The sequence below is a fragment of the Providencia sp. PROV048 genome (assembly GCF_033688165.1).
In the GTDB taxonomy this organism is placed as follows: Bacteria; Pseudomonadota; Gammaproteobacteria; order Enterobacterales; family Enterobacteriaceae; genus Providencia; species Providencia hangzhouensis.
The window spans coordinates 2086515-2110530 of record NZ_CP096360.1; the positions used below are offsets into that span (position 1 = coordinate 2086515).

The 24016-nt window shown below is 38.6% G+C and carries 18 protein-coding genes and 1 tRNA gene; 12 read left to right on the forward strand and 7 right to left on the reverse strand.

What is annotated here, in order from left to right:
* Positions 1-71: 71 nt before the first annotated feature.
* Entirely contained in the window at positions 72-1928 is a 1857-nt protein-coding gene (sppA, locus tag M1F26_RS09090) for a signal peptide peptidase SppA (protein ID WP_140172217.1), read from the reverse strand.
* 471 nt (positions 1929-2399) lie between these two features.
* Between sppA and M1F26_RS09095 the strand changes: the two genes are divergently transcribed.
* Genes M1F26_RS09095 through M1F26_RS09105 form a run of 3 tightly spaced genes read left to right on the forward strand, consistent with a single transcriptional unit; the run spans position 2400 to position 5935 of the window.
* Positions 2400-2951 carry an NAD(P)H nitroreductase gene (locus tag M1F26_RS09095; protein WP_004254072.1) on the forward strand — a complete coding sequence of 184 codons (552 nt, stop codon included), beginning with the start codon at positions 2400-2402 and terminating at the stop codon, positions 2949-2951.
* A gap of 11 nt (positions 2952-2962) precedes the next feature.
* Positions 2963-4006 (forward strand): selenide, water dikinase SelD, encoded by a 1044-nt coding sequence (selD, locus tag M1F26_RS09100; RefSeq protein ID WP_004254077.1) that lies wholly within the window; start codon positions 2963-2965, stop codon positions 4004-4006.
* Positions 4007-4009: 3 nt separating this feature from the next.
* Positions 4010-5935 carry a DNA topoisomerase III gene (locus tag M1F26_RS09105; protein WP_110591770.1) on the forward strand — a complete coding sequence of 642 codons (1926 nt, stop codon included), beginning with the start codon at positions 4010-4012 and terminating at the stop codon, positions 5933-5935.
* 66 nt (positions 5936-6001) lie between these two features.
* On the opposite strand, the gene xthA is transcribed toward M1F26_RS09105, so the two are convergent.
* Positions 6002-6814, reverse strand: coding sequence for an exodeoxyribonuclease III (gene xthA, locus M1F26_RS09110; protein ID WP_094960518.1), 813 nt, complete (start codon positions 6812-6814; stop codon positions 6002-6004).
* A 565-nt stretch (positions 6815-7379) separates the two neighbouring features.
* Here xthA and M1F26_RS09115 point away from each other — a divergent pair.
* Positions 7380-8255 carry a LysR family transcriptional regulator gene (locus tag M1F26_RS09115; RefSeq protein ID WP_094960519.1) on the forward strand — a complete coding sequence of 292 codons (876 nt, stop codon included), beginning with the start codon at positions 7380-7382 and terminating at the stop codon, positions 8253-8255.
* Between the two features lies 1 nt (position 8256).
* Here M1F26_RS09115 and M1F26_RS09120 read toward each other — a convergent pair.
* The 3 genes from M1F26_RS09120 to M1F26_RS09130 form a co-directional block, all read right to left on the reverse strand.
* A tRNA-Tyr gene (locus tag M1F26_RS09120) sits at positions 8257-8341 on the reverse strand.
* A gap of 162 nt (positions 8342-8503) precedes the next feature.
* Positions 8504-9352, reverse strand: a complete 849-nt coding sequence (gene purU / locus M1F26_RS09125) for a formyltetrahydrofolate deformylase (RefSeq protein ID WP_004254090.1) — start codon at positions 9350-9352, stop codon at positions 8504-8506.
* 95 nt (positions 9353-9447) lie between these two features.
* Positions 9448-9927, reverse strand: coding sequence for a YchJ family protein (locus M1F26_RS09130; RefSeq protein WP_140172216.1), 480 nt, complete (start codon positions 9925-9927; stop codon positions 9448-9450).
* A 125-nt stretch (positions 9928-10052) separates the two neighbouring features.
* On the opposite strand from M1F26_RS09130, the gene rssB reads away from it, so the two are divergent.
* Together rssB and galU are read left to right on the forward strand one after the other, a co-directional pair.
* The gene (rssB, locus tag M1F26_RS09135) at positions 10053-11063 is read left to right on the forward strand and encodes a two-component system response regulator RssB (RefSeq protein ID WP_140172215.1); all 1011 of its coding nucleotides are present in this window, start codon (positions 10053-10055) and stop codon (positions 11061-11063) included.
* Between the two features lie 159 nt (positions 11064-11222).
* Entirely contained in the window at positions 11223-12143 is a 921-nt protein-coding gene (gene galU, locus M1F26_RS09140) for a UTP--glucose-1-phosphate uridylyltransferase GalU (protein ID WP_036957689.1), read from the forward strand.
* Between the two features lie 466 nt (positions 12144-12609).
* Here galU and hns read toward each other — a convergent pair whose 3' ends face one another.
* On the reverse strand, positions 12610-13020 hold the full coding sequence (gene hns, locus M1F26_RS09145; RefSeq protein WP_004254106.1) for a histone-like nucleoid-structuring protein H-NS: 411 nt from the start codon (positions 13018-13020) through the stop codon (positions 12610-12612).
* 542 nt (positions 13021-13562) lie between these two features.
* Here hns and M1F26_RS09150 point away from each other — a divergent pair.
* On the forward strand, positions 13563-14192 hold the full coding sequence (locus M1F26_RS09150) for a thymidine kinase (RefSeq protein ID WP_004254108.1): 630 nt from the start codon (positions 13563-13565) through the stop codon (positions 14190-14192).
* 196 nt (positions 14193-14388) lie between these two features.
* Here the strand turns inward: M1F26_RS09150 and adhE are convergent, their stop codons facing one another.
* Positions 14389-17094: a bifunctional acetaldehyde-CoA/alcohol dehydrogenase gene (adhE, locus tag M1F26_RS09155; protein ID WP_094960521.1), complete on the reverse strand. Its 2706-nt coding sequence runs from the start codon at positions 17092-17094 to the stop codon at positions 14389-14391.
* A 482-nt stretch (positions 17095-17576) separates the two neighbouring features.
* Here adhE and M1F26_RS09160 point away from each other — a divergent pair, with 482 nt between their 5' ends.
* From M1F26_RS09160 to oppC, 5 genes are all read left to right on the forward strand, one after another.
* Positions 17577-18221: a YchE family NAAT transporter gene (locus M1F26_RS09160; RefSeq protein ID WP_004254112.1), complete on the forward strand. Its 645-nt coding sequence runs from the start codon at positions 17577-17579 to the stop codon at positions 18219-18221.
* A 531-nt stretch (positions 18222-18752) separates the two neighbouring features.
* Entirely contained in the window at positions 18753-20366 is a 1614-nt protein-coding gene (locus tag M1F26_RS09165; RefSeq protein ID WP_140172214.1) for an ABC transporter substrate-binding protein, read from the forward strand.
* A 93-nt stretch (positions 20367-20459) separates the two neighbouring features.
* Positions 20460-22100 carry an oligopeptide ABC transporter substrate-binding protein OppA gene (gene oppA / locus M1F26_RS09170; protein WP_140172213.1) on the forward strand — a complete coding sequence of 547 codons (1641 nt, stop codon included), beginning with the start codon at positions 20460-20462 and terminating at the stop codon, positions 22098-22100.
* A 71-nt stretch (positions 22101-22171) separates the two neighbouring features.
* The gene (oppB, locus tag M1F26_RS09175; protein ID WP_094960523.1) at positions 22172-23092 is read left to right on the forward strand and encodes an oligopeptide ABC transporter permease OppB; all 921 of its coding nucleotides are present in this window, start codon (positions 22172-22174) and stop codon (positions 23090-23092) included.
* A gap of 14 nt (positions 23093-23106) precedes the next feature.
* Positions 23107-24015 (forward strand): oligopeptide ABC transporter permease OppC, encoded by a 909-nt coding sequence (gene oppC, locus M1F26_RS09180; protein WP_004254117.1) that lies wholly within the window; start codon positions 23107-23109, stop codon positions 24013-24015.
* The last annotated feature ends 1 nt before the right edge of the window (position 24016 follow it).

A 24016-nucleotide genomic window follows, 5' to 3' on the forward strand; every position in this document is an offset into this window, starting at 1 on the left:
AGATTGATATGAGGTTATTGATGGGTTTGTGAGAGAAATCCCCTTCATTGAATCTGAAGGGGATTTAGCGATTAGTTAATTTCCGCGCAATTTAAACAAAAAGCATAGCGGTTTTGTGGGTCATTCATTTTTAAGAAAAATTGCGCTTGTTGGCGGATATCCGTCGCGACTGCAGGTGGTAAAAACACGTGTAGCACATCCGGCATGGCGGCTTGAACGTTTGTCGTTAATTCAAGTAACAATTGATCCATAAAGGTCAACTCAGGCTTCATCCAATCTAACTTAACGTCAGTGAGTTTAGCGAGCTCAGCAGCTTTATCTACGGCATTATCAAAATCACCTAGTTGGTCTACAAGACCATTTTTAAGCGCGTCTTGCCCAATCCATACACGGCCTTGAGCGATTTGGTCTATCTCTGCCGGTGTTTTATGGCGAGATTTAGCCACTAAGCCAATAAATGTCTCATAGCCATTCTCAATGGTAATTTGCATCATGTCAGCAAATTGTGGGCTGATCCCTTTAGTCAAAGAAATATCGGCTAATGGCGACGTTGATACGCCATCAGTATATACCCCTATAGAATCTAAAGATTTTTCAAAGGTATTAATTACGCCAAATATACCAATCGAACCAGTCAGCGTGTTTGGACTGGCAATGATATAGTCCGCTGGAGTTGAGACCCAATACCCCCCAGATGCAGCCATTCCCCCCATAGATACAACAACAGGTTTACCTGCAGCATGAGCAGAAGCCAGTTCACTGCGGATCAAATCAGAAGCGCTTACGCTACCACCTGGGCTGTTAACGCGCAAAACTATCGCTTTAATATTATCATCAAGGCGAGCGTCACGAATTTGTGCTGCGATGGTATCGCCTCCTGCAATCCCAGCCGTTTGTGGGCCATCCATGATAGCACCTTGAACGACAATCACGGCGATATTGCCACTTTGATTAGCATTGGTATCTGCTATTTTAGTGGAATAATCATAGATACTAATATTATTGAATTGTTTATCTTCTTTATTCCAGCCAAAGTGTTTACTGAGTAAATCTTCAACTTGTTCGTTAGTATAAAGTTTATCAACCAATTTTTGTTTTAACGCGTATTGTGCGCTATCGCCTTTGACTGAGCGTAATTTCTCTAAAATAGCATCAGCCCCAGGAAAAATTTGTGTGCTGGTCGTATTGCGGTTTTTGGCGATTTCTGTGAGGTAATTGTTCCAAAGGGCATCCAGCCACTGTTTATTGGCTAAACGTGCTTCAGGGGACATCTCATCACGCATTAATGGCTCAACCGCTGATTTATAGGTACCAACACGGAAAATATGGCTACTAACTTTAAGTTTTTCTAACAGTGACTTGTAGTAGAGTCCATTCGTTGCAAAGCCATATACCCCAACCGCACCTTGCGGTGTGAGGTAAATTTCATCAGCGTAACTGGCGAGGTAGTATTGCGACTGATTATAACTGTTACCAATGGCGTAAACCTGTTTCCCTGAACTTTTAAATTCATTGATTGCTTTACCGATATAAGCTAGAGAGGGCTGATCGGCTCCAGCTAAATCATCTAGGCGTAATACCATCCCTGTAATGCGATCATCATTTGCAGCGGTGCGAATGGTATCAACGATGTCGAATAGTGAATTTTCTTGCATTCGGCTGTTTGAGGTACCAAGTAATTCACGGCTCATACGACCAAATGGGTCTGGAGTAGAGACTTGGTCTACGATAACCCCCTGTAAATCCATATACAAAGCACCAAAATAATTTTTTTCGGGTTGAGTCTCTGTCTGATAAAGAGCAATCGACCCAATAACAACAAAAAATAATACTAAGAAAATGGCGTTGAAAACGAATTCCCTAATAAAGTTCAGTGCTCGCCAGCTAATTCTAAAAATGGTAGCGATGATGTCCCATAGTTGACGCATGTTTTCTCCTATCCTGCATATTCTGCACCACAAGGGTGTTGGCTTCATTTGTTTGCCGTTGACTTATGGCACAAACTATTTTTGGATATTACATAAATAGTTCTTTCTACAGTTGGGTTACTTCTGCCTGTAGCACGAATTAACAACAATATACTCAAAAGCAAATCTGTTACCCGATCACCACATCGAACACTTGATATCTTAGTTGTATCAATACAATTAGTTGCAATAGCGGGCTATTTTTATGCATAACAAAATTATGATACGCAAGGTACAATGCTTCAATGATATTTTTCACATGTGACAAATGATACAATTCAATGAATTTATAACGTAATTTTACCTAACGAATAACTGTTATTGTTGTATTAGTGTAAGCGATTTTCCTTTAAGCTTAAACAATAGATAGCGTGGGTATAATTATCTAATTGAATGATTATCATATCAGTTTACTCTTAAACGGAGACAAATATGGATGCTTTGACCCTTTTGTTGAACCGCCGTTCAGCTTCAAGACTTACAACACCAGCACCGCAAGGCGAAGAACTCGACAATATACTTGCTGCGGGGATGAGAGCACCTGATCACGGTGCTTTGAAGCCGTGGCATTTTGTTGTTATGCAAAATGAGGGGATTAAACGCTTCAGTGAGCTATTGGAAAAAGCAGCAATTGAAGGGCAATTAGGCGCAGAGGTACAAGAAAAAGCTCGTAATGCCCCTTTTCGTGCCCCATTAATTATTACTGTGATCGCTAAATTAAAAGATCATCCGAAAATACCACAATGGGAACAATTAGTTGCTGCGAGCTGTACGGTTCAAGCAATGCAGATGGCAGCAGTAGCTCAAGGTTTTGGCGGTATATGGCGCTCAGGTTCATGGACAGAAGATGCTGTGGTTCGTGCCGGATTAGGTTGTGGAGATAACGACCGCATTGTTGGGTTCCTTTATTTAGGAACTCCAGAGCTTAAAGCGCCAGTAAAAGTACAAGCTCCTGATATGACAGGCTATGTATCTCACTTCTAAAGAGAATAATAATGACTGAAAAAATTAGATTAACTCAATATAGTCATGGTGCTGGTTGCGGTTGTAAAATTGCACCGAAAGTATTAGAGCAAATTCTACACACAGAGCAAGCAAAATTTCATGATCCACATTTGTTAGTTGGTAATGAAACTAAAGATGATGCGGCCGTTTATGATTTAGGTAATGGAATAGGCATCATCAGCACAACAGACTTTTTCATGCCGATCGTTGACTCCCCATTTGAATTTGGTCGGATTGCAGCAACCAACGCGATTAGCGATATTTTTGCAATGGGTGGTAAGCCAATTATGGCCATTGCTATTTTAGGCTGGCCAATTGCGAAGTTACCACCGGAAGTGGCTCGTGAGGTGATTGAAGGTGGACGTGCAGCTTGTGCTGATGCGGGTATCTCGTTAGCTGGTGGCCATTCTATTGATGCACCTGAGCCTATTTTTGGTTTGGCAGTTACGGGTGTTGTGAATACGGAGTATGTGAAGAAAAATAGTGCCGCAACAGCGGGGTGCGAATTGTTTTTGACGAAACCGCTTGGAATTGGTGTTTTGACAACAGCAGAGAAAAAAGGGGTACTTGCGCCGGAACATCAACACTTAGCGGCAGAAACCATGTGTCAAATGAATAAGCTAGGTGCGGTGGTTGCGCCTTTAGATGGTGTGACGGCAATGACTGACGTGACTGGTTTCGGTTTATTAGGTCATTTAAGTGAGATTTGCGAAGGGTCTAAAGTTCGTGCTGAAATCTCCTTTAGTAAAGTTCCTAAATTAGCCAATGTCGAAAAATATATTGAAGCAGGTTGTGTTCCTGGGGGAACCACTCGTAACTTTGACAGTTATGGGCACCTTATTGGCCCTATGAGTGATATGCAGCGTCAACTACTGTGTGATCCTCAAACTTCTGGCGGCTTACTTATTGCAGTAAAACCTTCCGAAGTCTCTAAAATTAAAGAGATTGCACAGCAGCAAGGTGTTTTGTTACAGTCTATCGGTAAATTATTACCCCATCAGGATAATGTTCCTTTAGTTGAAGTGATAGATTAATTTATGCGTTTGTTTATTGCGGAAAAACCGAGCCTTGCAAGGGCCATTGCAGATGTATTACCAAAGCCCCACAAACGAGGTGATGGTTTTATTCAATGTGGTGATGGCCAAACTGTAACATGGTGTATTGGCCATCTTTTAGAGCAGGCGGAACCCGATGCTTATGAACCTCGGTATGCACGATGGAATCTTCAGGATTTGCCAATTATCCCTGATAAGTGGCAATTGAAGCCCCGTCCCGCAGTAACTAAACAATTAAAAACTATTGAAACATTGCTGAAACAAGCCTCAATAGTTGTCCATGCAGGGGACCCCGATAGAGAAGGTCAATTGCTGGTGGACGAAGTGCTTGACTTTTTGAAGCTCGACCCTGAAAAACGCAAAGAAGTAAAACGTTGTTTAATCAATGACCTTAACCCACAAGCCGTTGAGCGGGCAATTGAGCGTTTGAGAGAAAATCGTGAGTTTATTCCTCTTTGTGTCTCTGCTTTAGCAAGAGCACGGGCAGATTGGTTGTATGGCATCAATATGACCCGTGCTTATACGTTATTAGGGCAACGAGGAGGCTATCAAGGCGTTCTTTCTGTAGGGCGGGTTCAAACTCCGGTATTGGGGTTAGTTGTTAGGCGCGACGAAGAAATAGAAAACTTTGTACCTAAAGACTATTTTGAGGTTAAAGCTCATATTGTTACGCCAAAGGATGAGCGCTTTGTAGCGATATGGCAGCCAAGCGACTCCTGTATTGACTATCAGGATGAAGAAGGGCGTTTATTCCATCGGCCGCTTGCAGAGCATGTGGTATCGCGTATTGAGGGCAAACCTGCCATAGTGACGCAATATCAGGACAAGCGCGAATCAGAAATTGCACCGTTGCCTTTCTCTTTATCTTCTTTGCAGATTGAAGCTGCCAAAAAATATGCGTTGAGCGCTCAAGAAGTATTGGACATTTGCCAACGTTTATATGAAACACATAAGTTGATTACTTATCCACGTTCAGATAGCCGTTATTTACCGGATGAACATTTTGCAGGGAGACACAGTGTCTTGAATGCAATTGCGGTGCATCAACCAGACCTCACTGAATTTGAATTGCCTGAGCTGGATAAAAAGAACCGGTGCTGGGATGATAAAAAAGTCGATGCTCACCATGCCATTATCCCAACAGCAAAAACGGCAGCAGTAAAGTTAACTGAAAATGAAAGTAAAATTTACCAATTGATTGCGCGTCAATATATTATTCAGTTTATGCCCGATGCGGTTTACCGCAAGTGTACAATTGATCTAGAAATTGAAAAGGGTAAATTTATCGCAAAAGCTCGATTTCTTGCTGAAGCAGGTTGGCGAGTCGTATTGGGTAATAAAGAGCGCGATGCTGAAAACGATGGTATGCCACTGCCAGTTGTGAGTAAGAATGATGAGTTGTTATGTGAAAAAGGGGAAGTGGTTGAACGGCAAACGCAGCCTCCACGTCCTTTTACGGATGCAACGTTATTATCAGCAATGACTGGGATCGCTCGTTTTGTACAAGATAAAGCATTAAAAAAAGTATTGCGAGAAACGGATGGGCTTGGTACAGAAGCGACTAGAGCCGGTATCATTGACTTACTATTCAAACGCCAATTTCTCTACAAAAAAGGGCGTTATATTCATTCCTCGCCTGCGGGAAGGGCTCTAATTCATGTTTTACCCGATATGGCAACATTACCAGATATGACAGCCCATTGGGAGTCAGTATTAACCCAAATTAGTGAAAAACAATCACGTTATGATGATTTTATGCATCCACTAAGCCAAACGCTAATGCAATTAATTCACCATGCACGTCAGTTTACAAATTTGAGGGCATTTCGAGAACTACCCGCTCCATCAGTAAAAACGGGAAAAAAACCAGTAAAAGCGGGGAAGAAAACAAAAAAGAAACAGGATTAGTGGAGTCTGGTAAACCAATAAAAGGCGCTTAAGGCGCCTTTTTTGCATTATGACAAGTAAGAAAGTTTACTTTGAGAGGTCAAATTCAGACCATACAGGTGCGTGGTCTGATGGCTTTTCCATCCCGCGGATTTCGTAATCAATACCCGTTGCAATACAACGCTCAGCGAGTTTATTGGAGGCCAGTAATAAATCGATACGTAGGCCACGGTTATCGTCAAAGCCTTTCGAACGGTAGTCAAACCATGAGTAGCAATCAGAAACATCAGGATTTTTTGCACGATATGTATCGACTAAACCCCAGCCTAATAATTTAGCTAACCACTCACGCTCTTCGGGTAAAAAAGAGCATTTTCCGGTTTTTAGCCAACGTTTACGGTTTGCATCACCGATACCAATATCAAGATCGGTTGGGCTGATATTCATGTCACCCATAATGAGCAACTGTGACTCGGCCGTTTGTGTTGATGTGATGTAATTTTGTAAATCTTGATAAAATTTTTCTTTTGCCGGAAATTTTGTTGGGTGGTCACGGCTTTCTCCTTGAGGAAAATAACCATTTACAACCGTCAATGGGCCGCGATCTGTTTGGATATCAGCCATGATAATGCGACGCTGTGCATCGTCATCGTCAGTTGGAAAACCTTTACGGACAGCAAGTGGCTCATTTTTAGTTAATAGAGCTACGCCATAATGCGCTTTTTGACCGTGATAAAAAACATGATAGCCGAGCTGACTAACTTCTTCATAAGGAAACATATCATCATGGACTTTGGTTTCTTGTAAGCCAATAACCTCAGGTTGATGTTTTTCGATGATTGCAGCGAGTTGGTGAGGGCGAGCTCGAAGGCCATTAATATTGAACGATATGAATTTCATGGTTTTTTATCACCTAGTTTTATGATTATTATGCTTATTCTACCAGATGGTAGCAATACTGTAACCCCGCGGAGTATGTTTCAACGGTTAGATTGTTTTAAAGACGATAATGACTATGATAAAAATGCTCATGGCTTAACTTATTCTTGGTATAGTATCAAAATTCAGTGGTTAATATAAAAATAATAATAAATTTAATTAATCAAAAAATATTATGGCCAATTAAATTTATTATGGGTGCTAGAGTTTAGTTTTCTATTAAAGCTAAATTAATAATATCATTATTAACTAGTTTTAATTTCATTTAAAGTCAATTGGTTATTTATATTTTAATGTGATTTAATAGTGGGGGAATAAAAAATAATCAATCGAAACAATATAATATATTGCTTTGTAATGATGGAAATTATAAAAATACTTTTATGAAATATTGTTAATCATTCAATAAAAAATCAAGTTTGATTTTTTATTTTGTGAATTAATTTCTGGGTTAATCAATATAATTATTAATGAGAAAGTTAAGTATGTTGATTAATATTTTAATAAACTGAATGGGGTCATAGATATGTTCTTTTCAAGAAAATTAGAGGCGTTTATGGCGGTTGTTGAGAATGGCTCGTTAAGCAAGGCTGCAAGAGTGATGAACCGTACGACACCTCCCATCGCGAAGTCAATCAAAGACTTTGAGACAAGCCTAGGAAAACGGCTTTTTAAACGAGAAAAATTTGGAATGACATTAACTAAGGATGGCCAAGAACTTTATAACGATCTAAGAGATCTTTATTTACAGGAGAAAGAAATAACAAAAAAACATTTTTCTGGTTATATAATAAATGAGGCTAATATTTATTATGATTGGGGTAAGGAAAGCCATTTAATTAATTTATATCAATCAGCACATCAAAATAATGTGCAAGTAAATATATTAAGGTTTAATTATGATGAAGTAGATGAAATTGTCGATTATGATGGTAATACACTTATTCTTAGCTCTGAACAAGTTGTCAGTGAGCGATTTTCATTACAAAAAATAATAGAAAACTCACCATTAGGTATCTATTGTAGGAAAGAACTTTATGAAAAATTCCATTATGACCTTGTTACACTATTACAAAAAAGTACATGGCTATGTGATCCCGCATTTTATAAAAGTTCATTAATGAGTGATTTATTAGCAAAAATTGAAACGGTTGATAATAAAACGAGTGTGAGACAAATGGATAATATTGGTTGTTGCCAAAGTTTCATTCAAGATGGTGATTTTATAGGCATAATAGACCATTATCCAGAAGAAGAATTGATTGATAAATCATTGATTTATATACCATTGAATAAAATTTTGGGGAAAAGTGTGTGTTATATCTATAAATCAAAGTCACACTCAAGTGTATTAAATCGTTTTATGGGCGTTGTTGATAAACTAGGAGGTGAAATCAATTAAATGGTGGTGGGAGAAGGATTCGAACCTTCGAAGTCTGTGACGGCAGATTTACAGTCTGCTCCCTTTGGCCGCTTGGGTATCCCACCAGATTTTGAGTTGCTGTAATCATTGACAGCGGGCGGCATCATATCAAATGACGCGCCGCTGTAAAGCATTAATTTTCAATAAAATGGTTGTTTGCTGTTTTTTTATTCTTAATGCGTGTTAAATCAACAAAGTGTTGTTAAATAAGCCGCTATATTATTGGCTTATAAAATAATGGTGCGATTACCATATACAAATACACGTTGAGCTAAGACCCAATAGAGAGCATGGCTTAGTACATTTTTTTCAACATCACGCCCTGCACGCATCATATCATCGGCTGTGAATGTATGGTCTACATTAATCACATTCTGTGTAATGATTGGTCCTTCATCAAGGTTATCATTAACAAAGTGCGCAGTAGCCCCAATAATTTTTACGCCACGCTCATAAGCTTGGTGATAAGGGCGGGCACCAATAAATGCAGGTAAAAACGAGTGGTGAATATTGATAATTTGGTTTGGATAATGCTGCACAAATGCAGGCGTTAATACACGCATATATTTAGCTAAGACAACATAATCAGGCTGATATTGGTCAATCTGCGCTGTCATTTTTTCGTCATGTTGTTCGCGTGTTAGGCCTTCATGGCTAATATGGTGGAATGGGATGCCAAATTGTTCGACTAAGTTTTTTAGCGTGTCGTGGTTTCCAATAACCGCTGCAATTTCAACATCTAAGCCATCATAAGCACTCTTCATGAGCAGGTCGCCCAAACAATGTGCTTCTTTTGTAACCATAACGACAATACGACGACGACCCGCTGTGTTTAATTCACGTTGAGACCCAACTGGTAATGCATCATCGAGGTCAGCTAATAATGTTTCATCGTTGAAAATACCTTCTAACTCAGTTCTCATAAAGAAACGGCCAGTGTGGTGATCAACAAACTCATTATTTTGTACAATGTTGAGTTGGTGCTTATAGCAAATATTGGTGATTTTCGCGATTAATCCTTTCGCGTCAGGGCAAATTGTCCTGAGAATTTTCTTCTGTACAATTTTGTGTTGCATGAAACAGCCTAATCCTTAACTAACAAAGCGATATGAAAAAATGACGGGTTGAGTATTAAATGTGTCTCATTAGACAGGCATTAAATAAAGGGTAATTAGTCTGGATGACCACACTTTTTATATTTTTGACCAGAGCCACAAGGGCATAAATCATTACGACCGACTTTGGGGGTAATGCCGTCTATATAATACCAACACGAATCCATCTTAATAAAACGCGAACGTTCATGAATAAGCTGCTTATGATCATCTTTTTCATCAATAAAGCAAGCCGAAAATTCGACATAAGCTTCATTGGGATTTTTAGCATAAGAAGAACTAATAACACGAAGACCAAACCAGTATGTTTTCGGAAAACTATTGACTATTTCTTGATGCCATTCTTGAGCATGGCAATCTGGGTGCCATGTTTTAATAAGATAATCGACGTCTTGGTGTACATAAGCACTATACCTTGAGCGCATAAGTTGCTCTGGTGTCTGTGGAATAGCTTTCCCTTGTAAAAAAGGAGCGCAGCATTGCTCAAATTGTGCTTCGTTGCCACAGCAACACCTATCTTCTACTTGTGATTTCATAACACTCTCTATAAAAATAAGTATAAGATTGAAAAGTCACTATACTTAAATGATGGCGAATAAATGATTTTATCGTATGAATAATTGTATTGTTAATTAAACCAGGCTTTTGCAGTAGGTATTTTATGAAAAATAGAAAAATACTCATAATAGAAGACGAAATCACCTTCTGTACAATTTTAAAAAACTACCTAGAAACGCTGGGTATTGAGATCTATACCGCAGATAATGGTCAATTAGCAATAGAGATGTTAACAATAGACCATATCAAACCTGATATCATTCTATGTGACTTAAATATGCCTGTCATGAATGGTGAAGCGTTTATGAAAGCGTTAGTTGCGCGTAATATTGATATTCCTGTCATTGTGATTACAGCAACAACAGATTTCACTCAGTTAGATAGAATGTTTCGCTTAGGTGCAAAGGATGCTTTGTTAAAGCCAATAAAAAATTTAGATGAAGTTAAAGTGACAATCCTTTCTGCGTTGTATCCTGAGCAAAATAGCCTAACAGAGCTGCTAGGAGAGGAAATCCCTCAGATTTCGACACTAATGCAAAACGATACTCAAGAACTGTTAGCGGTATTAAAACAGTTACAAGCACCAGTACATCAAATTATAAATAATTACCGAATTAACTATCGCCAACTTAATGAGGCTAACCGTTTTGGATTATTATTAGACCTAGCGCCCATTTCAGACAGCCAAATAGGTTTTTACTGTATTGATACTGAGCGCTCTCCTCAAGAAGGCATTATGGCTGCTTTTTTGATTAGAGTCGTGTTCAATGATCTCCTGAAAAGTGCGGTAAGCCACCCAGAAAAAAAATTACCCAATATTGATAGGATTATTAACCAAATAAATTATTTACTGGAAGATTCGGGGTTTAGTGGCCAGTTTCCGCTATTATTGGGGTATTTTAATACACGGAATAAAGCGATTATTATGGCGAGTGCAGGTTTAGAAGCGGATATAACGACAGAAAATACGCATGTTAAGTTATCTAGAAGCCTTCCTTTAGGAGCGTTGAAATTTTACCAATCTAATCATTTAGAGGTAAAAGGAAATGCTTGGCAGTGTTTAATTCGCAATAATAGCCAGAAAATAAAACTAATGTTTAACCCCGAAACATAGTTAACACCTAAAATGTATACTCTTTTAATCTGAATAACTCTATTCGGACTCGTCGCTATTTATTCATGAACATTTCCTGATATACTTCTGCGCACTTAAAATGCCTCTTGTTACTTTAGTAAAATTCGAGAGGCTAAGATGATATCTGGAGTGATAAAAATGACACAGCGCAAGGTGCGTAAAGCGGTAATCCCAGTTGCGGGCTTAGGGACTCGTATGCTTCCTGCAACAAAGGCAATCCCAAAAGAAATGTTACCAATAGTTGATAAGCCACTTATTCAATATGTTGTTAATGAGTGTATCGCTGCTGGGATCAATGAAATTGTTTTAGTGACACATTCATCAAAAAATTCCATTGAAAACCACTTTGACACAAGCTTTGAGTTAGAGGCTATCTTGGAAGCGCGTGTTAAGCGCCAGTTATTGGATGAGGTTCAATCTATTTGCCCAAGCCACGTAACGATTATGCAAACACGACAAGGAATAGCAAAAGGATTAGGTCATGCAATTTTGTGTGCTAAACCTTTAGTCGGTGAAGAGCCTTTTGCGGTTATTTTACCCGATGTCATTTTAGACCGTTACAGTACAGATTTAACCAAATTTAACTTGCGTGAAATGCTAGAACAATATGAGTCAACAGGCGCAAGTCAAATTTTAGTTGAACCAGTCCCTGAAGAAGATGTATCTAACTATGGTATTGTGGATTGTAATGGAGAAATGTTAGAACCTGGAGATAGTAAAAGAATTATTCGTATGGTTGAAAAACCAAAACGTGAAGAAGCTCCATCTAATTTATCTATTGTTGGCCGTTATGTTTTATCTGAAAAGATTTGGGATGCATTAGCCAAAACAGCGCCAGGTGCTGGGGATGAAATACAATTAACCGATGCTATTGCATTAATGATGGAAAATAATGAGCCAGTAGAGGCCTACCACTTATGTGGTAAAAGTCATGACTGTGGAAATAAATTAGGTTATATGAAAGCGTTCGTTGAATATGGAATGCAGCATGATGCACTGGGAGATGAGTTTACCCAGTGGCTGAAGAAATTATCAGTATCATTGAATTCAGCAAAATAAAATTCCGCAATAAATTTTATTAAAGGCTAACTTAATTTGTTAGCCTTTTTTTATACGTAGATAAATAAATTATTAACAAAAATACCAAGTATAAAGAGGAACACTCTGACTTGAGCTGTTCAGTCTGTACACGTTATAAGTGGTGAGAGTACAAAAATTAGCATACAACTTCATTACATAAATAGAATCACTGAAAAATATTTAAGTTTATCTAATTAAGCTTACATATCTTTACTGCTATGCTTTTATTTATCATGATTATTTGGTAGATGGCGTAATACGTCGTAACAGCTTAAAACAGAACAGTTAATTGAAGTAGGGAGCGGCAGTTATGCGGTTTTAGTGCTAAAGACTGTAGCTATAATAGATAAGGGCTTTTTCTTAGTGCAGGTTAATATAAATAATATATAAAGGATTAAATAAAAACACCCTTATAAAAGGGTGTTTAAAATACATGTTGAGGCTATTAGATTAAGAAATCATCCAAAGATTTGCCTTGTTCTTCAATGGCAACCTTGATTACTGCTGGAGTACGGCCTTGGCCTGTCCAAGTTTTGGTTTCGCCATTTTCATCAACATATTTATATTTAGCTGGACGTGCAGCGCGTTTAGCACGAGTGCTAGTGCTTTTACCTGAATCCATTGTTTGCAGAAGGTCATTTAAATCTACGCCTTGCTCAAGGATCATTTCACGAACTTTTTCCAATTTACGGTTACGTTCTTCTAATTCCGCGCGAGCTTGGCTTTCTTCATCACGACGTTCTTCAACAACGACGGTTAATTTTTCCAGCATTTCTTCTAAAGATTCTAAAGTTACTTCGCGAGCTTGAGCACGAAGAGTACGGATGTTATTTAACGCTTTTAATGATTCGCTCATTTTCCTGGTCTCAAATTATTTGTTGGCATGTGTACAGTAATAATAGAATGCTATTTTAAATTCTGCAATAGCTAAATTACATCCTTAGTTTAAAAGTAATCTTTAACGAATGCAATTTTTTTACAAAAGAAAAATAAACTTTTCGTAGATATATATATAGCTATTATCAATAACTGAACTAAACGAAAAATAGGAATAAGCTAAAATCTTAGTGATTAAATAATTCAAAAAAGAAGAGGAGGGTCTCATTTTACTTTTACTCGGAATGAATTGAAGGGATAGACTCGCTTAAATTTTCTTTTTTTGATGATGTTTTTTAGCGGAATGTGCTTTAGTTGAAACTGTTTATAGTTAATATCAAATTGGTTTTTTTGCCCGCAAGCTAAGCAATATTTGCAATAAGGTATAAGCAATAAGGTATAAACTGAACTGGGAAAAGTTCAATTTTCAATAAGTAAACAGCATCTACACCATTATTGTTAATCCTAAAGCTAGTTTTATGGTAAAATTATTACGTATATTAATTTTGAGGGAACAGCCAAATGGCTCAGCTTTACTTTTATTATTCAGCTATGAATGCGGGAAAATCAACGTCATTATTGCAATCATCGTATAACTATAATGAAAGAGGGATGCGTACGGTTATTTTTACAGCAGAGATAGATAACCGTTTTGAACAAGGAAAAGTCTCATCGCGCATAGGCTTATCAGCGGAAGCGTTATTATACTCAACAACAACAAATATGGCTGAACTGATAAAAAAAGAAAATAGTGAACAAAAAGTCCATTGTGTTCTTATTGATGAATGCCAATTCCTAACAAAAAAACAAGTTGAAGAATTATGTGACATAGTTGATAACGAGGATATTCCAGTTTTATGCTATGGGTTGCGTACCGATTTTGCAGGGCAATTATTTGAGGGCAGTCAATACTTGCTTGCTTGGGCTGATAAATTAGTTGAGCTAAAAACAGTTTGTTATTGCGGACGTAAGGCGAGTAAGGTATTGCGTATAGGAAGTGATGGGGTGCCTGTATATGAAGGCCTACAAGTCGATATAGGCGGTAATGAAAAGTATATCTCTGTTTGTCGTAAACACTATTCAGAAGCAATAAAACAGGCTCAGTTGATGAATGAAGGCGTTATACCTAAGAAACCACTCCATTTTAGGTAAACAGAAATAATCTAGTGTAGAGAATAAAACAGGATTCAGTTATCGGATATTATGGCTATTAATGATATAACTCAGTGAGTTAAATCATTTTATATGATAATGATTTCTACATTTTTATAGCAATTGATTTTAAATAACGAAACAAAAGGCACTGCAATTATTGCAGTGCCTTTATTTTTAAATTATGTGCTTAACATTATTTCTTAGTGCTTTTCTTTTCTGCTTCTTTTTTTACGGTTGATTTTTTCTGAGGGGCTTTTTTTTCCTCTTTTTCAATCACAAGTGCGTCTTGGTGCTCAACAAACTCTCGACCATAATAAGAATCCAGTAATAGCTGTTTAATTTCAGAAATTAAAGGATAACGAGGGTTAGCTCCTGTACATTGGTCATCAAACGCATCTTCAGAAAGTTTATCTACGCGAGCTAAGAAGTCAGCTTCAGTAACACCAGTCTCACGAATAGATTTAGGAATACCTAAATCGGCTTTCATTTCCTCCAACCATGTGAGTAATTTTTCAATTTTCGCAGCAGTACGATCTCCGACGTTAGTGAGTCCCAAATGATCCGCAATTTCTGCATATTGGCGGCGCGCATGAGGGCGGTCGTACTGGCTAAATGCAGTTTGTTTTGTTGGGTTATCATTAGCATTGAAACGGATAACGTTACAAATTAATAGAGCATTAGCGAGACCATGAGGAATATGGAATTCTGAGCCAAGTTTGTGTGCCATTGAATGACATACACCTAGGAATGCGTTTGCAAATGCAATACCGGCAAGTGTCGCACCGTTGTGTACGCGTTCTCTGGCTACAGGATTTTTAGCACCTTCATGGTAACTTGCTGGTAAATAATCTTTTAATAAGCTTAGTGCTTTAAGTGCTTGACCATCAGTAAACTCGTTAGCTAAAACAGAAACATAAGCTTCTAACGCATGGGTGACAGCATCTAAACCACCGAAAGCAGTTAAAGATTTAGGCATATTCATGACTAAGTTGGCATCAACAATGGCCATATTTGGCGTTAATGCATAATCTGCTAATGGATATTTTTGGCCCGTTTTATCATCAGTCACTACAGCAAATGGGGTGACCTCAGAACCTGTACCTGAAGTTGTTGTGATAGCAACTAATTTAGCCTTAACGCCCATTTTAGGAAAGCGGTGGATACGTTTACGTATATCCATGAAACGTAATGCTAATTCCTCAAAATGAGTCTCTGGGTGTTCATACATGACCCACATGATTTTAGCCGCATCCATTGGTGAACCACCACCTAATGCAATGATCACATCAGGTTGGAATGCTTGCATTTGTGCTGCACCTTTACGGACAACAGTTAATGTTGGGTCTGCCTCAACTTCAAAGAAAACGTCAGTTTCAATGTGATGTTTTTTGAGAACGTTAACCACTTCATCAACATAACCATTATTGAACAGATAGCCATCGGTTACGATAAAGGCGCGTTTTGCACCATCAGTTGCAATCTCTTCAAGGGCGATAGGTAGACAACCACGGCGGAAGTAGATTGAGTTCGGAAGTTTATGCCACAACATATTTTCAGCTCTCTTCGCCACAGTTTTGGTATTGATTAGGTGTTTTGGACCCACGTTTTCAGAGATGGAGTTACCACCCCAAGAACCACAACCTAGAGTAAGAGAAGGGGCTAATTTAAAGTTATAAAGGTCTCCGATACCACCTTGAGATGCTGGCGTATTGATTAAAATACGCGCTGTTTTCATTTTTTGGCCAAAATAGTTAACGCGTTCGTGTTGGTTATCTTGGTCAGTGTATAAACAAGAGGTATGACCGATCCCGCCCATTTCGACAAGTTGTTCTGCTTTGGCAACCGCGTCTTCAAAGTTTTTACCACGGTACATTGCTAATAATGGTGAAAGTTTTTCATGTGCGAACGGTTCTGACTCATCGATGCTTTTTACTTCACCAATTAATATTTTAGTGGTCTTTGGCACGGTAATACCGGCCATTTCAGCAATTTTATAAGCAGGTTGGCCAACAATAGCGGCATTTAAGTTACCATTTTTTAAAATGATATCTTGAACCGCTTTAAGCTCTTTTCCTTGTAGCAGGTAACCACCATGACTTGAAAAACGCTCGCGAACTTGATTGTAGATTTCATCAACGACTACAACGGATTGTTCAGATGCACAAATAACTCCGTTATCGAATGTTTTTGACATCAAGATAGACGCGACAGCACGCTTAATATCTGCGGTTTCATCAATAACGACAGGGGTGTTACCAGCACCAACACCAATTGCAGGTTTTCCAGAACTATAAGCAGCTTTGACCATGCCTGGTCCACCGGTCGCTAAAATCAGGTTAATATCAGGGTGGTGCATTAAAGCGTTGGATAGCTCAACAGAAGGGGAATCAATCCAACCAATAATATCTTTCGGTGCACCAGCTGCAATTGCAGCATCAAGCACAATTTGTGCCGCGCGGTTGGTAGCAATTTTAGCGCGAGGATGAGGGGAGAATATAATAGCATTGCGCGTTTTTAAGCTAATAAGTGATTTAAAAATCGCGGTTGAAGTTGGGTTAGTTGTTGGCACAATACCACAGATAATACCAATCGGCTCAGCAATGGTGATTGTCCCAAATGTTGGGTCTTCAGATAGCGTGCCGCAGGTTTTTTCATCTTTATAAGCATTGTAGATATACTCTGAAGCGAAGTGGTTTTTAATCACTTTATCTTCAACAATACCCATTCCAGATTCTTCGACAGCAAGTTTTGCTAGAGGGATACGTGCATCAGCAGCAGCGAGAGCCGCGGCTCTAAAGATTTCATCAACTTTTTCTTGGGAAAAAGTAGCGAATTCACGTTGAGCTTTTTTGACACGAGCAACGAGTTCATTGAGTTCGGTAACGTTAGTTACGGACATATAGATTACTCCTGATAAATGTTAAACTTTTTAAGCCAATGAGCAATGCATCGATAGAACAAGGAAATGCTTAAAGATAAAAGTATAGATGTTATCTATAATAACGCTGCTCATGATCGCCTATTGGCTTAAAAACCTTATTCCGTACTGAGTTAATATCCTAATTAGCTCTGTCTATCAGTTAAGAGTAGATTAACAAAACGGTAATTAAATAAAGTGATCTAGGTCATGAAAATGTCAAGCTGACTCCTTTCAGCACGTGTATTTATGCACAAGTTGAATAAATGTTGTTCATCTATTACTTAATTTAATATTATCAAAACAACTTGTGCAGATAATTTATGTATATCTAACTAAATACTAAGCAAATTTAGCAAGTTAAAGAAAATATTGTTTTGCTCAAGGAAATTAATGACATCGGTGGTAAAATTATAAAAGATATCAATAAATCTCTAAAGAGAACTGCTTAAGGAAATGAATGGGTGAGTAGCGCATTACTTGATTTATCGGGATATATTAAATTTTTTATTGGTTTGTTTGCACTCGTAAACCCAGTTGGCATATTGCCTGTGTTTATTAGTATGACAAACTATCAAAGTAATGCGGGGAGAAATAAAACCAATACTATTGCAAATACATCAGTTGCTATCATTTTATGTACATCATTATTAATTGGTGACTCAATATTGCAATTGTTTGGTATCTCAATTGATTCTTTCCGTATTGCTGGTGGGATCTTGATCGTCACAATAGCGATGTCAATGATCAGCGGTAAAATTGGGGAAGACAAACAAAATAAACAAGAAAAAACAGAAACTGCGGTTAGAGATAGCATTGGTGTTGTGCCTTTGGCTTTACCCCTAATGGCAGGGCCTGGTGCAATAAGTTCTTGTATTGTTTGGTCATCTCGCTGGCATGGGTGGCAAAACTTTTTAGGCTTAGCGTTGACGAGTATCGCATTTGCCTTTTGTTGTTGGTTATTATTCCGCTCAGCGTCTTTATTGGTTCGTTACTTAGGTCAAACAGGGATCAACGTAGTAACGCGTATCATGGGTCTATTACTGATGTCATTGGGTATAGAGTTTATTGTGACAGGTGTTAAGGCCATATTCCCGGGCTTATTGTAATCTAATCTCTTTTCTTTTAATGGCTGCAAACTATATCTATTTGCAGCCATACCTGCCGCTAATTACCTCATATTACACACATCAATTTTGCTATACAGATAGCACATTTCTCTTTCTTAAATGGCTTAATAAAACTTTAGCTATTAATAATCACACATAAAAAAAATGATACCTGTAATTATATGTGGCATTTTTTGCTAAAACAGGGATAAAAAGTAAGGAATTGTGAGCTACGTAAATTTATTCACTATTCTAATTGGTGTTTGTTAATGATATGTTTGGAAAAGAGCTTGGGGGTTATTTTATGGTGGATAGCCAAATTGATTTTAGTGTATTGAAATATAAGGAAAATTAAAATTTCACGTCTATTTTTTTAAAATTTACTTAAAATTTTTAACTGATCAATGTTAATTAATTGTTTTAATTGTTTGAGTTCATGAAGTGGATTGCCCATAAGGAAATAGCGGTACCAGGGCTTAAATATCAGCGTAAAGATGGCTGCAAATGAGGTTATAGCGCTATTGATGAATCATGAGGGATAGAATGTTCAAATCAACACTTGGTTTTGGTGTACTTTCTTTATTAGTTGTTACATTACAGGCTAGTGCCACGGAAAAAGTAAAACAGGTTATTACAATTAACAATGGCTCAGAAGTGACATCACTAGACCCCCACAAAGTGGAAGGGGTTCCAGAAGGCAATGTGATATTAAATTTATTAGAAGGTTTAGTGTATACCGATGTAGACGGTAAAGCAGTTCCTGGGGTTGCTAAAAGTTGGAGTAATGAAAATTTCACTACGTGGACTTTTACTTTGCGGGAAGATGCAAAGTGGAGTGATGGGACACCTGTAACCGCTGAAGATTTTGTGTATAGCTGGCAACGTTTATCTGACCCAAATACTGGCTCCCCATACTCCAGTTATTTACAAAATGCGTATATTTTAAATGCAGATGCGATTTTAGCGGGAAAAATGCCGGCAACAGCGCTGGGTGTGAAAGCGCTTGACCCGCAACATTTACAAGTTACGTTGAGCCACCCAGTGCCTTATTTCGTTGATATGCTTTCTCATACGTCTATGAAGCCCGTGAATAAGTCAGCAATTCAACGACATGGTGATAAATGGACCCAACCCAAGAATTTTATTGGAAATGGGGCATACGTATTGGATAACTGGGTAGTAAATGAACGTATTGTTATCAAACGAAATCCATTTTATTGGGATAACCCAAATAGCCGTATTGAGCAAGCGACCTTTTTAGCGATTAGCTCCGAAGTGAGTGATATTAACCGTTACCGTAGCGGTGAAATTGATATTTCTAACTCTGCAATCCCACCTGTTTTATATAAAAAAATGCAGCAAGAGAGGCCGAATGAATTGTATGTTCGGCCTTATTTGTGCACGTTCTATTATGAGATAAATAATCAAAAAGCCCCGTTTAATGACCCAAGAGTGCGTGAAGCAATAAAGTTAGGATTAGATAGAGAAACAATAACCAATAAAATTATCGCTCAAGGGCAAAAAGTCGCTTATGGCTTTACGCCAAGTTTTATTAATAATGGTAATTTTACCTTACCGGAATGGGCAAATTTATCAGCAGAACAACGTTATCAACGTGCTAAAGATTTGCTTGCTGAGGCCGGATATACTAAAGAAAACCCATTGAAATTTGCTTTACTGTACAACACATCAGATCAAAATAAGCAGCAAGCTATTGTTGCGGCGTCCATGTGGCAGAAAAATATTGGTGCGCAAGTGACGCTGCAAAACCAAGAATGGAAAACATCATTACAAAGCCGCCATGAAGGAAATTATGATGTTGCCAGAGCAACGTGGTGTGCCGATTACAACGAGCCAACCGCATTTTTGAACATGATGCTGTCTCAAAATAGTAATAATACCACTTTTTATAATAATCCAGCGTTTGATGCCTTGCTTGAGCAAGCGCTAACAGCACCGGACTCTTCATCTCGCCATACAATTTACCAGCAAGCGGAAGCCTTGCTAGACAATGATTCGGCTATTGTTCCTGTTTATTATCGCGTCAGTGCTCGAATGATAAAACCGAGTGTTCGTGGATTTAAAGGTAATGACCCTCTTGATTGTACGGATATTAAACGGTTATATATAAGTGAACCTAATTAATAATATCTAAATAATTATAAAAAGTGTTCATCTACTGGGTGAACATGTATCAACACACAATCATAATAATTATGTATGGGAGTAACCTATAAGATGAGTAAGTTAATCAATAAATCGATTATTGCGCTTAGCGTAACGGCTGGGCTGGCAATGGGCTCTATAGCAACAAGTTTTGCAGCAACGGTTCCTGCGGGCGTTGAACTGGCTGAAAAGCAAGTGATGGTTCGCAACAACGGTTCTGAGCCGCAATCGTTAGACCCTCATAAAATAGAAGGGGTGCCGGAATCTGCTTTAGCAAGAGACCTTTTCGAAGGGATCACAATAGTGGGGCCTGATGGCGAAATTTTACCTGGCTCGGCAACAAGCTGGGAAAATAAAGATTTTACAGAGTGGACATTTAAAATTCGCGATGGCGCGAAATGGTCTAATGGTGACCCTGTCACGGCAGAAGATTTTGTGTATAGTTGGCGACGATTGGCTGACCCTGATACTGCATCGCCTTATGCAAGCTATTTACAATATGCCCATATTAGTAATATTGACGATGTTATCGCTGGGAAGAAAAAACCTGAAGAACTTGGTATTAAAGCTCTTGATGACAAAACTTTAGTTATTACACTGAGTGAAGCCGTTCCTTATATTCCTAAATTATTAGCTCACTCATCCATGTCGCCAGTCAATAAAAAAGTCATTGAGCAACATGGTGCTAAGTGGACGCAACCACAAAACTTTGTAGGTAATGGAGCATATAAATTAAAGGATTGGACGGTAAACGAACGTATTGTATTAGAGCGTAGCCCAAGTTATTGGGATAATGCGAATACCATTATTGACCAAGTGACTTTTTTACCGATTTCTTCAGAAGTCACTGATGTAAACCGCTACCGCAGTGGCGAAATTGATATGACATACAGTAACTTACCTATTGAGCAGTTCAAAAGTTTACAACAAAACATGCCGAATGAGTTACGTGTGAACCCATATCTATGTATTTATTATTATGAAATTAATAATGAAAAACCGCCATTTAATGACCCTCGTGTTCGTGAAGCATTAAAACTATCTATGGATAGAGATACGATTACGTATAAAGTCAAAGCCCAAGGGGATATTCCTGCGTATGGGTTCACTCCACCATTTACCAGTGGAATGAAAACAGAAAAACCGGATTGGTATGCGAATATGACCCAAGAGCAGCGTAATGAAAAAGCGAAACAGCTGCTAGAAGAGGTGGGATATAACAAAGCCAACCCTCTAAAATTCAATTTATTGTATAATACTTCAGACTTACATAAGCGTATTGCCATCGCCGCTTCTTCTATGTGGAAGAAAAATATTGGCGCAGAAGTGAAACTAGAAAATCAGGAATGGAAAACATTCTTAGATAGCCGACATCAAGGTAACTATGATGTGGCACGCGCAGGCTGGTGTGCGGATTATAACGAACCTTCATCTTTCCTCAATATGTTACTTTCCTACAGCAGTAATAATACTGTTCATTATAAAAATACAGATTTTGATGCAGTGATGAAAAAAACATTGCAAGTCAAAACGGATGATGAACGTGCTGAACTCTATCAACAAGCCGAAAAATTACTCGATAAAGACTCAGGTATTGTTCCTCTTTACTACTATGTTAATACGCGTTTAGTGAAACCTTATGTGGGGGGGTATAGTGGCAAAGATCCATTAGATAACCTGCATACTAAAGATCTGTACATTATTAAACACTAATATAGTTGTTCTGGCTCCATTTATTGGAGCCAGATGTTCGCCTATTTAGGCAATAGAAGTAGGAAAGAGCGATGTTGAAATTTATTATTCGTCGGTTGTTAGAAGCCATTCCGACTCTTTTGGTTCTGATTACCATTTCATTTTTTATGATGCGATTAGCCCCAGGGAGCCCGTTTACGGGTGAACGGAAATTGCCACCGGAAGTGATGGCAAATATTGAAGCTAAATATCATTTAAATGATCCCATGTATAAGCAGTATTTTAATTATTTAATTCAGCTTTCCAAAGGTGACTTTGGCCCATCATTTAAATACAAGGACTACAGTGTTAATGATTTAGTGGCTAAAGCATTTCCTGTTTCTGCAAAATTAGGGGCAACGGCATTCATTGTTGCTGTTCTATTTGGGGTCTCTGCTGGGGTGATAGCCGCACTCAACCAAAATACCAAATGGGACTTTACAGTCATGGGGTTTGCCATGACGGGGGTTGTTATCCCAAGCTTTGTTGTGGCACCTTTATTGGTGCTGATTTTTGCCATTCATTTGAAATGGTTCCCTGGTGGTGGGTGGGATGGTGGAAACCTAAAACACATGGTGCTACCAATGGTTGCACTTTCACTTGCTTATATTGCAAGTATTTCCCGTATTACACGCGGTTCGATGATCGAAATTATGCATTCTAATTTTATTCGTACTGCACGTGCTAAAGGGTTACCACTAAGAACTATCATTTTACGCCATGCGCTTAAACCAGCGTTGCTTCCTGTGCTTTCCTATATGGGTCCCGCTTTTGTGGGGATTATTACTGGCTCGATGGTAATTGAAACTATTTTTGGGTTACCGGGGATCGGTCAGCTCTTTGTTAACGGCGCACTTAATCGTGATTACTCACTGGTATTGAGTTTAACAATTTTAGTTGGGGTACTGACAATTACGTTTAATGCGATTGTCGATGTTTTGTACGCAGTTATTGACCCTAAAATTCGTTATTAAGTCGGAGAAACACGATGCTATCGAACCAAAAAAATAGTGAAGCTCTGGCAAACTTTTCAGAGCAGCTAGATATTGAAGGGCGCAGTTTATGGCAAGATGCAAGGCGCCGTTTTATGCACAACCGTGCGGCAATATTTAGCTTATGCGTATTGTTGTTAATTACTCTATTTGTGATTTTTGCTCCTATGATGTCGCCTTTTTTGTACGACGACACCGATTGGGAAATGATGTCAATGCCACCGGATATGGCAACCGGGCATTATTTTGGTACGGATGCTTCAGGCCGAGACCTATTAGTGCGTGTCGCGATAGGTGGGCGAATTTCCTTAATGGTGGGGGTTGCTGCTGCTTTAGTCGCAGTCGTGGTAGGCACTTTATACGGTTCATTAGCGGGTTATGTGGGTGGAAAAGTGGATTCCATCATGATGCGTATATTAGAAATTTTAAACTCCTTCCCATTTATGTTTTTTGTGATCCTCCTAGTCACATTGTTTGGTACCAATATCTTACTGATCTTTGTGGCGATTGGGATGGTATCGTGGTTGGATATGGCGCGTATTGTTCGCGGGCAAACACTTGGATTAAAGCGCAAAGAATTCATTGAGGCAGCGCTGGTTTGTGGTGTTAGTACACGGCAGATTATTTTACGTCATATTGTTCCTAACGTTTTAGGTGTCGTCGTGGTGTATGCCTCATTATTAGTTCCAAGTATGATTTTATTTGAGTCATTTTTGAGCTTTTTAGGTTTAGGTACACAAGAGCCATTAAGTAGTTGGGGGGCTTTATTAAGTGATGGGGCGAACTCAATGGAAGTCACTCCGTGGTTATTACTGATCCCAGCAGGTTTCTTAGTCATTACGCTATTTTGTTTTAACTTCATCGGTGACGGGCTGCGTGACGCGCTCGACCCGAAAGATCGCTAGA

Coding starts and splice junctions, on each gene's coding strand:
- sppA (WP_140172217.1), bottom strand. CDS start 1,928: ATGCGTCAACTATGGGACATCATCGCTACCATTTTTAGAATTAGCTGG.
- M1F26_RS09095 (WP_004254072.1), top strand. CDS start 2,400: ATGGATGCTTTGACCCTTTTGTTGAACCGCCGTTCAGCTTCAAGACTT.
- selD (WP_004254077.1), top strand. CDS start 2,963: ATGACTGAAAAAATTAGATTAACTCAATATAGTCATGGTGCTGGTTGC.
- M1F26_RS09105 (WP_110591770.1), top strand. CDS start 4,010: ATGCGTTTGTTTATTGCGGAAAAACCGAGCCTTGCAAGGGCCATTGCA.
- xthA (WP_094960518.1), bottom strand. CDS start 6,814: ATGAAATTCATATCGTTCAATATTAATGGCCTTCGAGCTCGCCCTCAC.
- M1F26_RS09115 (WP_094960519.1), top strand. CDS start 7,380: ATGTTCTTTTCAAGAAAATTAGAGGCGTTTATGGCGGTTGTTGAGAAT.
- purU (WP_004254090.1), bottom strand. CDS start 9,352: ATGCAACACAAAATTGTACAGAAGAAAATTCTCAGGACAATTTGCCCT.
- M1F26_RS09130 (WP_140172216.1), bottom strand. CDS start 9,927: ATGAAATCACAAGTAGAAGATAGGTGTTGCTGTGGCAACGAAGCACAA.
- rssB (WP_140172215.1), top strand. CDS start 10,053: ATGAAAAATAGAAAAATACTCATAATAGAAGACGAAATCACCTTCTGT.
- galU (WP_036957689.1), top strand. CDS start 11,223: ATGACACAGCGCAAGGTGCGTAAAGCGGTAATCCCAGTTGCGGGCTTA.
- hns (WP_004254106.1), bottom strand. CDS start 13,020: ATGAGCGAATCATTAAAAGCGTTAAATAACATCCGTACTCTTCGTGCT.
- M1F26_RS09150 (WP_004254108.1), top strand. CDS start 13,563: ATGGCTCAGCTTTACTTTTATTATTCAGCTATGAATGCGGGAAAATCA.
- adhE (WP_094960521.1), bottom strand. CDS start 17,094: ATGTCCGTAACTAACGTTACCGAACTCAATGAACTCGTTGCTCGTGTC.
- M1F26_RS09165 (WP_140172214.1), top strand. CDS start 18,753: ATGAGGGATAGAATGTTCAAATCAACACTTGGTTTTGGTGTACTTTCT.
- oppA (WP_140172213.1), top strand. CDS start 20,460: ATGAGTAAGTTAATCAATAAATCGATTATTGCGCTTAGCGTAACGGCT.
- oppB (WP_094960523.1), top strand. CDS start 22,172: ATGTTGAAATTTATTATTCGTCGGTTGTTAGAAGCCATTCCGACTCTT.
- oppC (WP_004254117.1), top strand. CDS start 23,107: ATGCTATCGAACCAAAAAAATAGTGAAGCTCTGGCAAACTTTTCAGAG.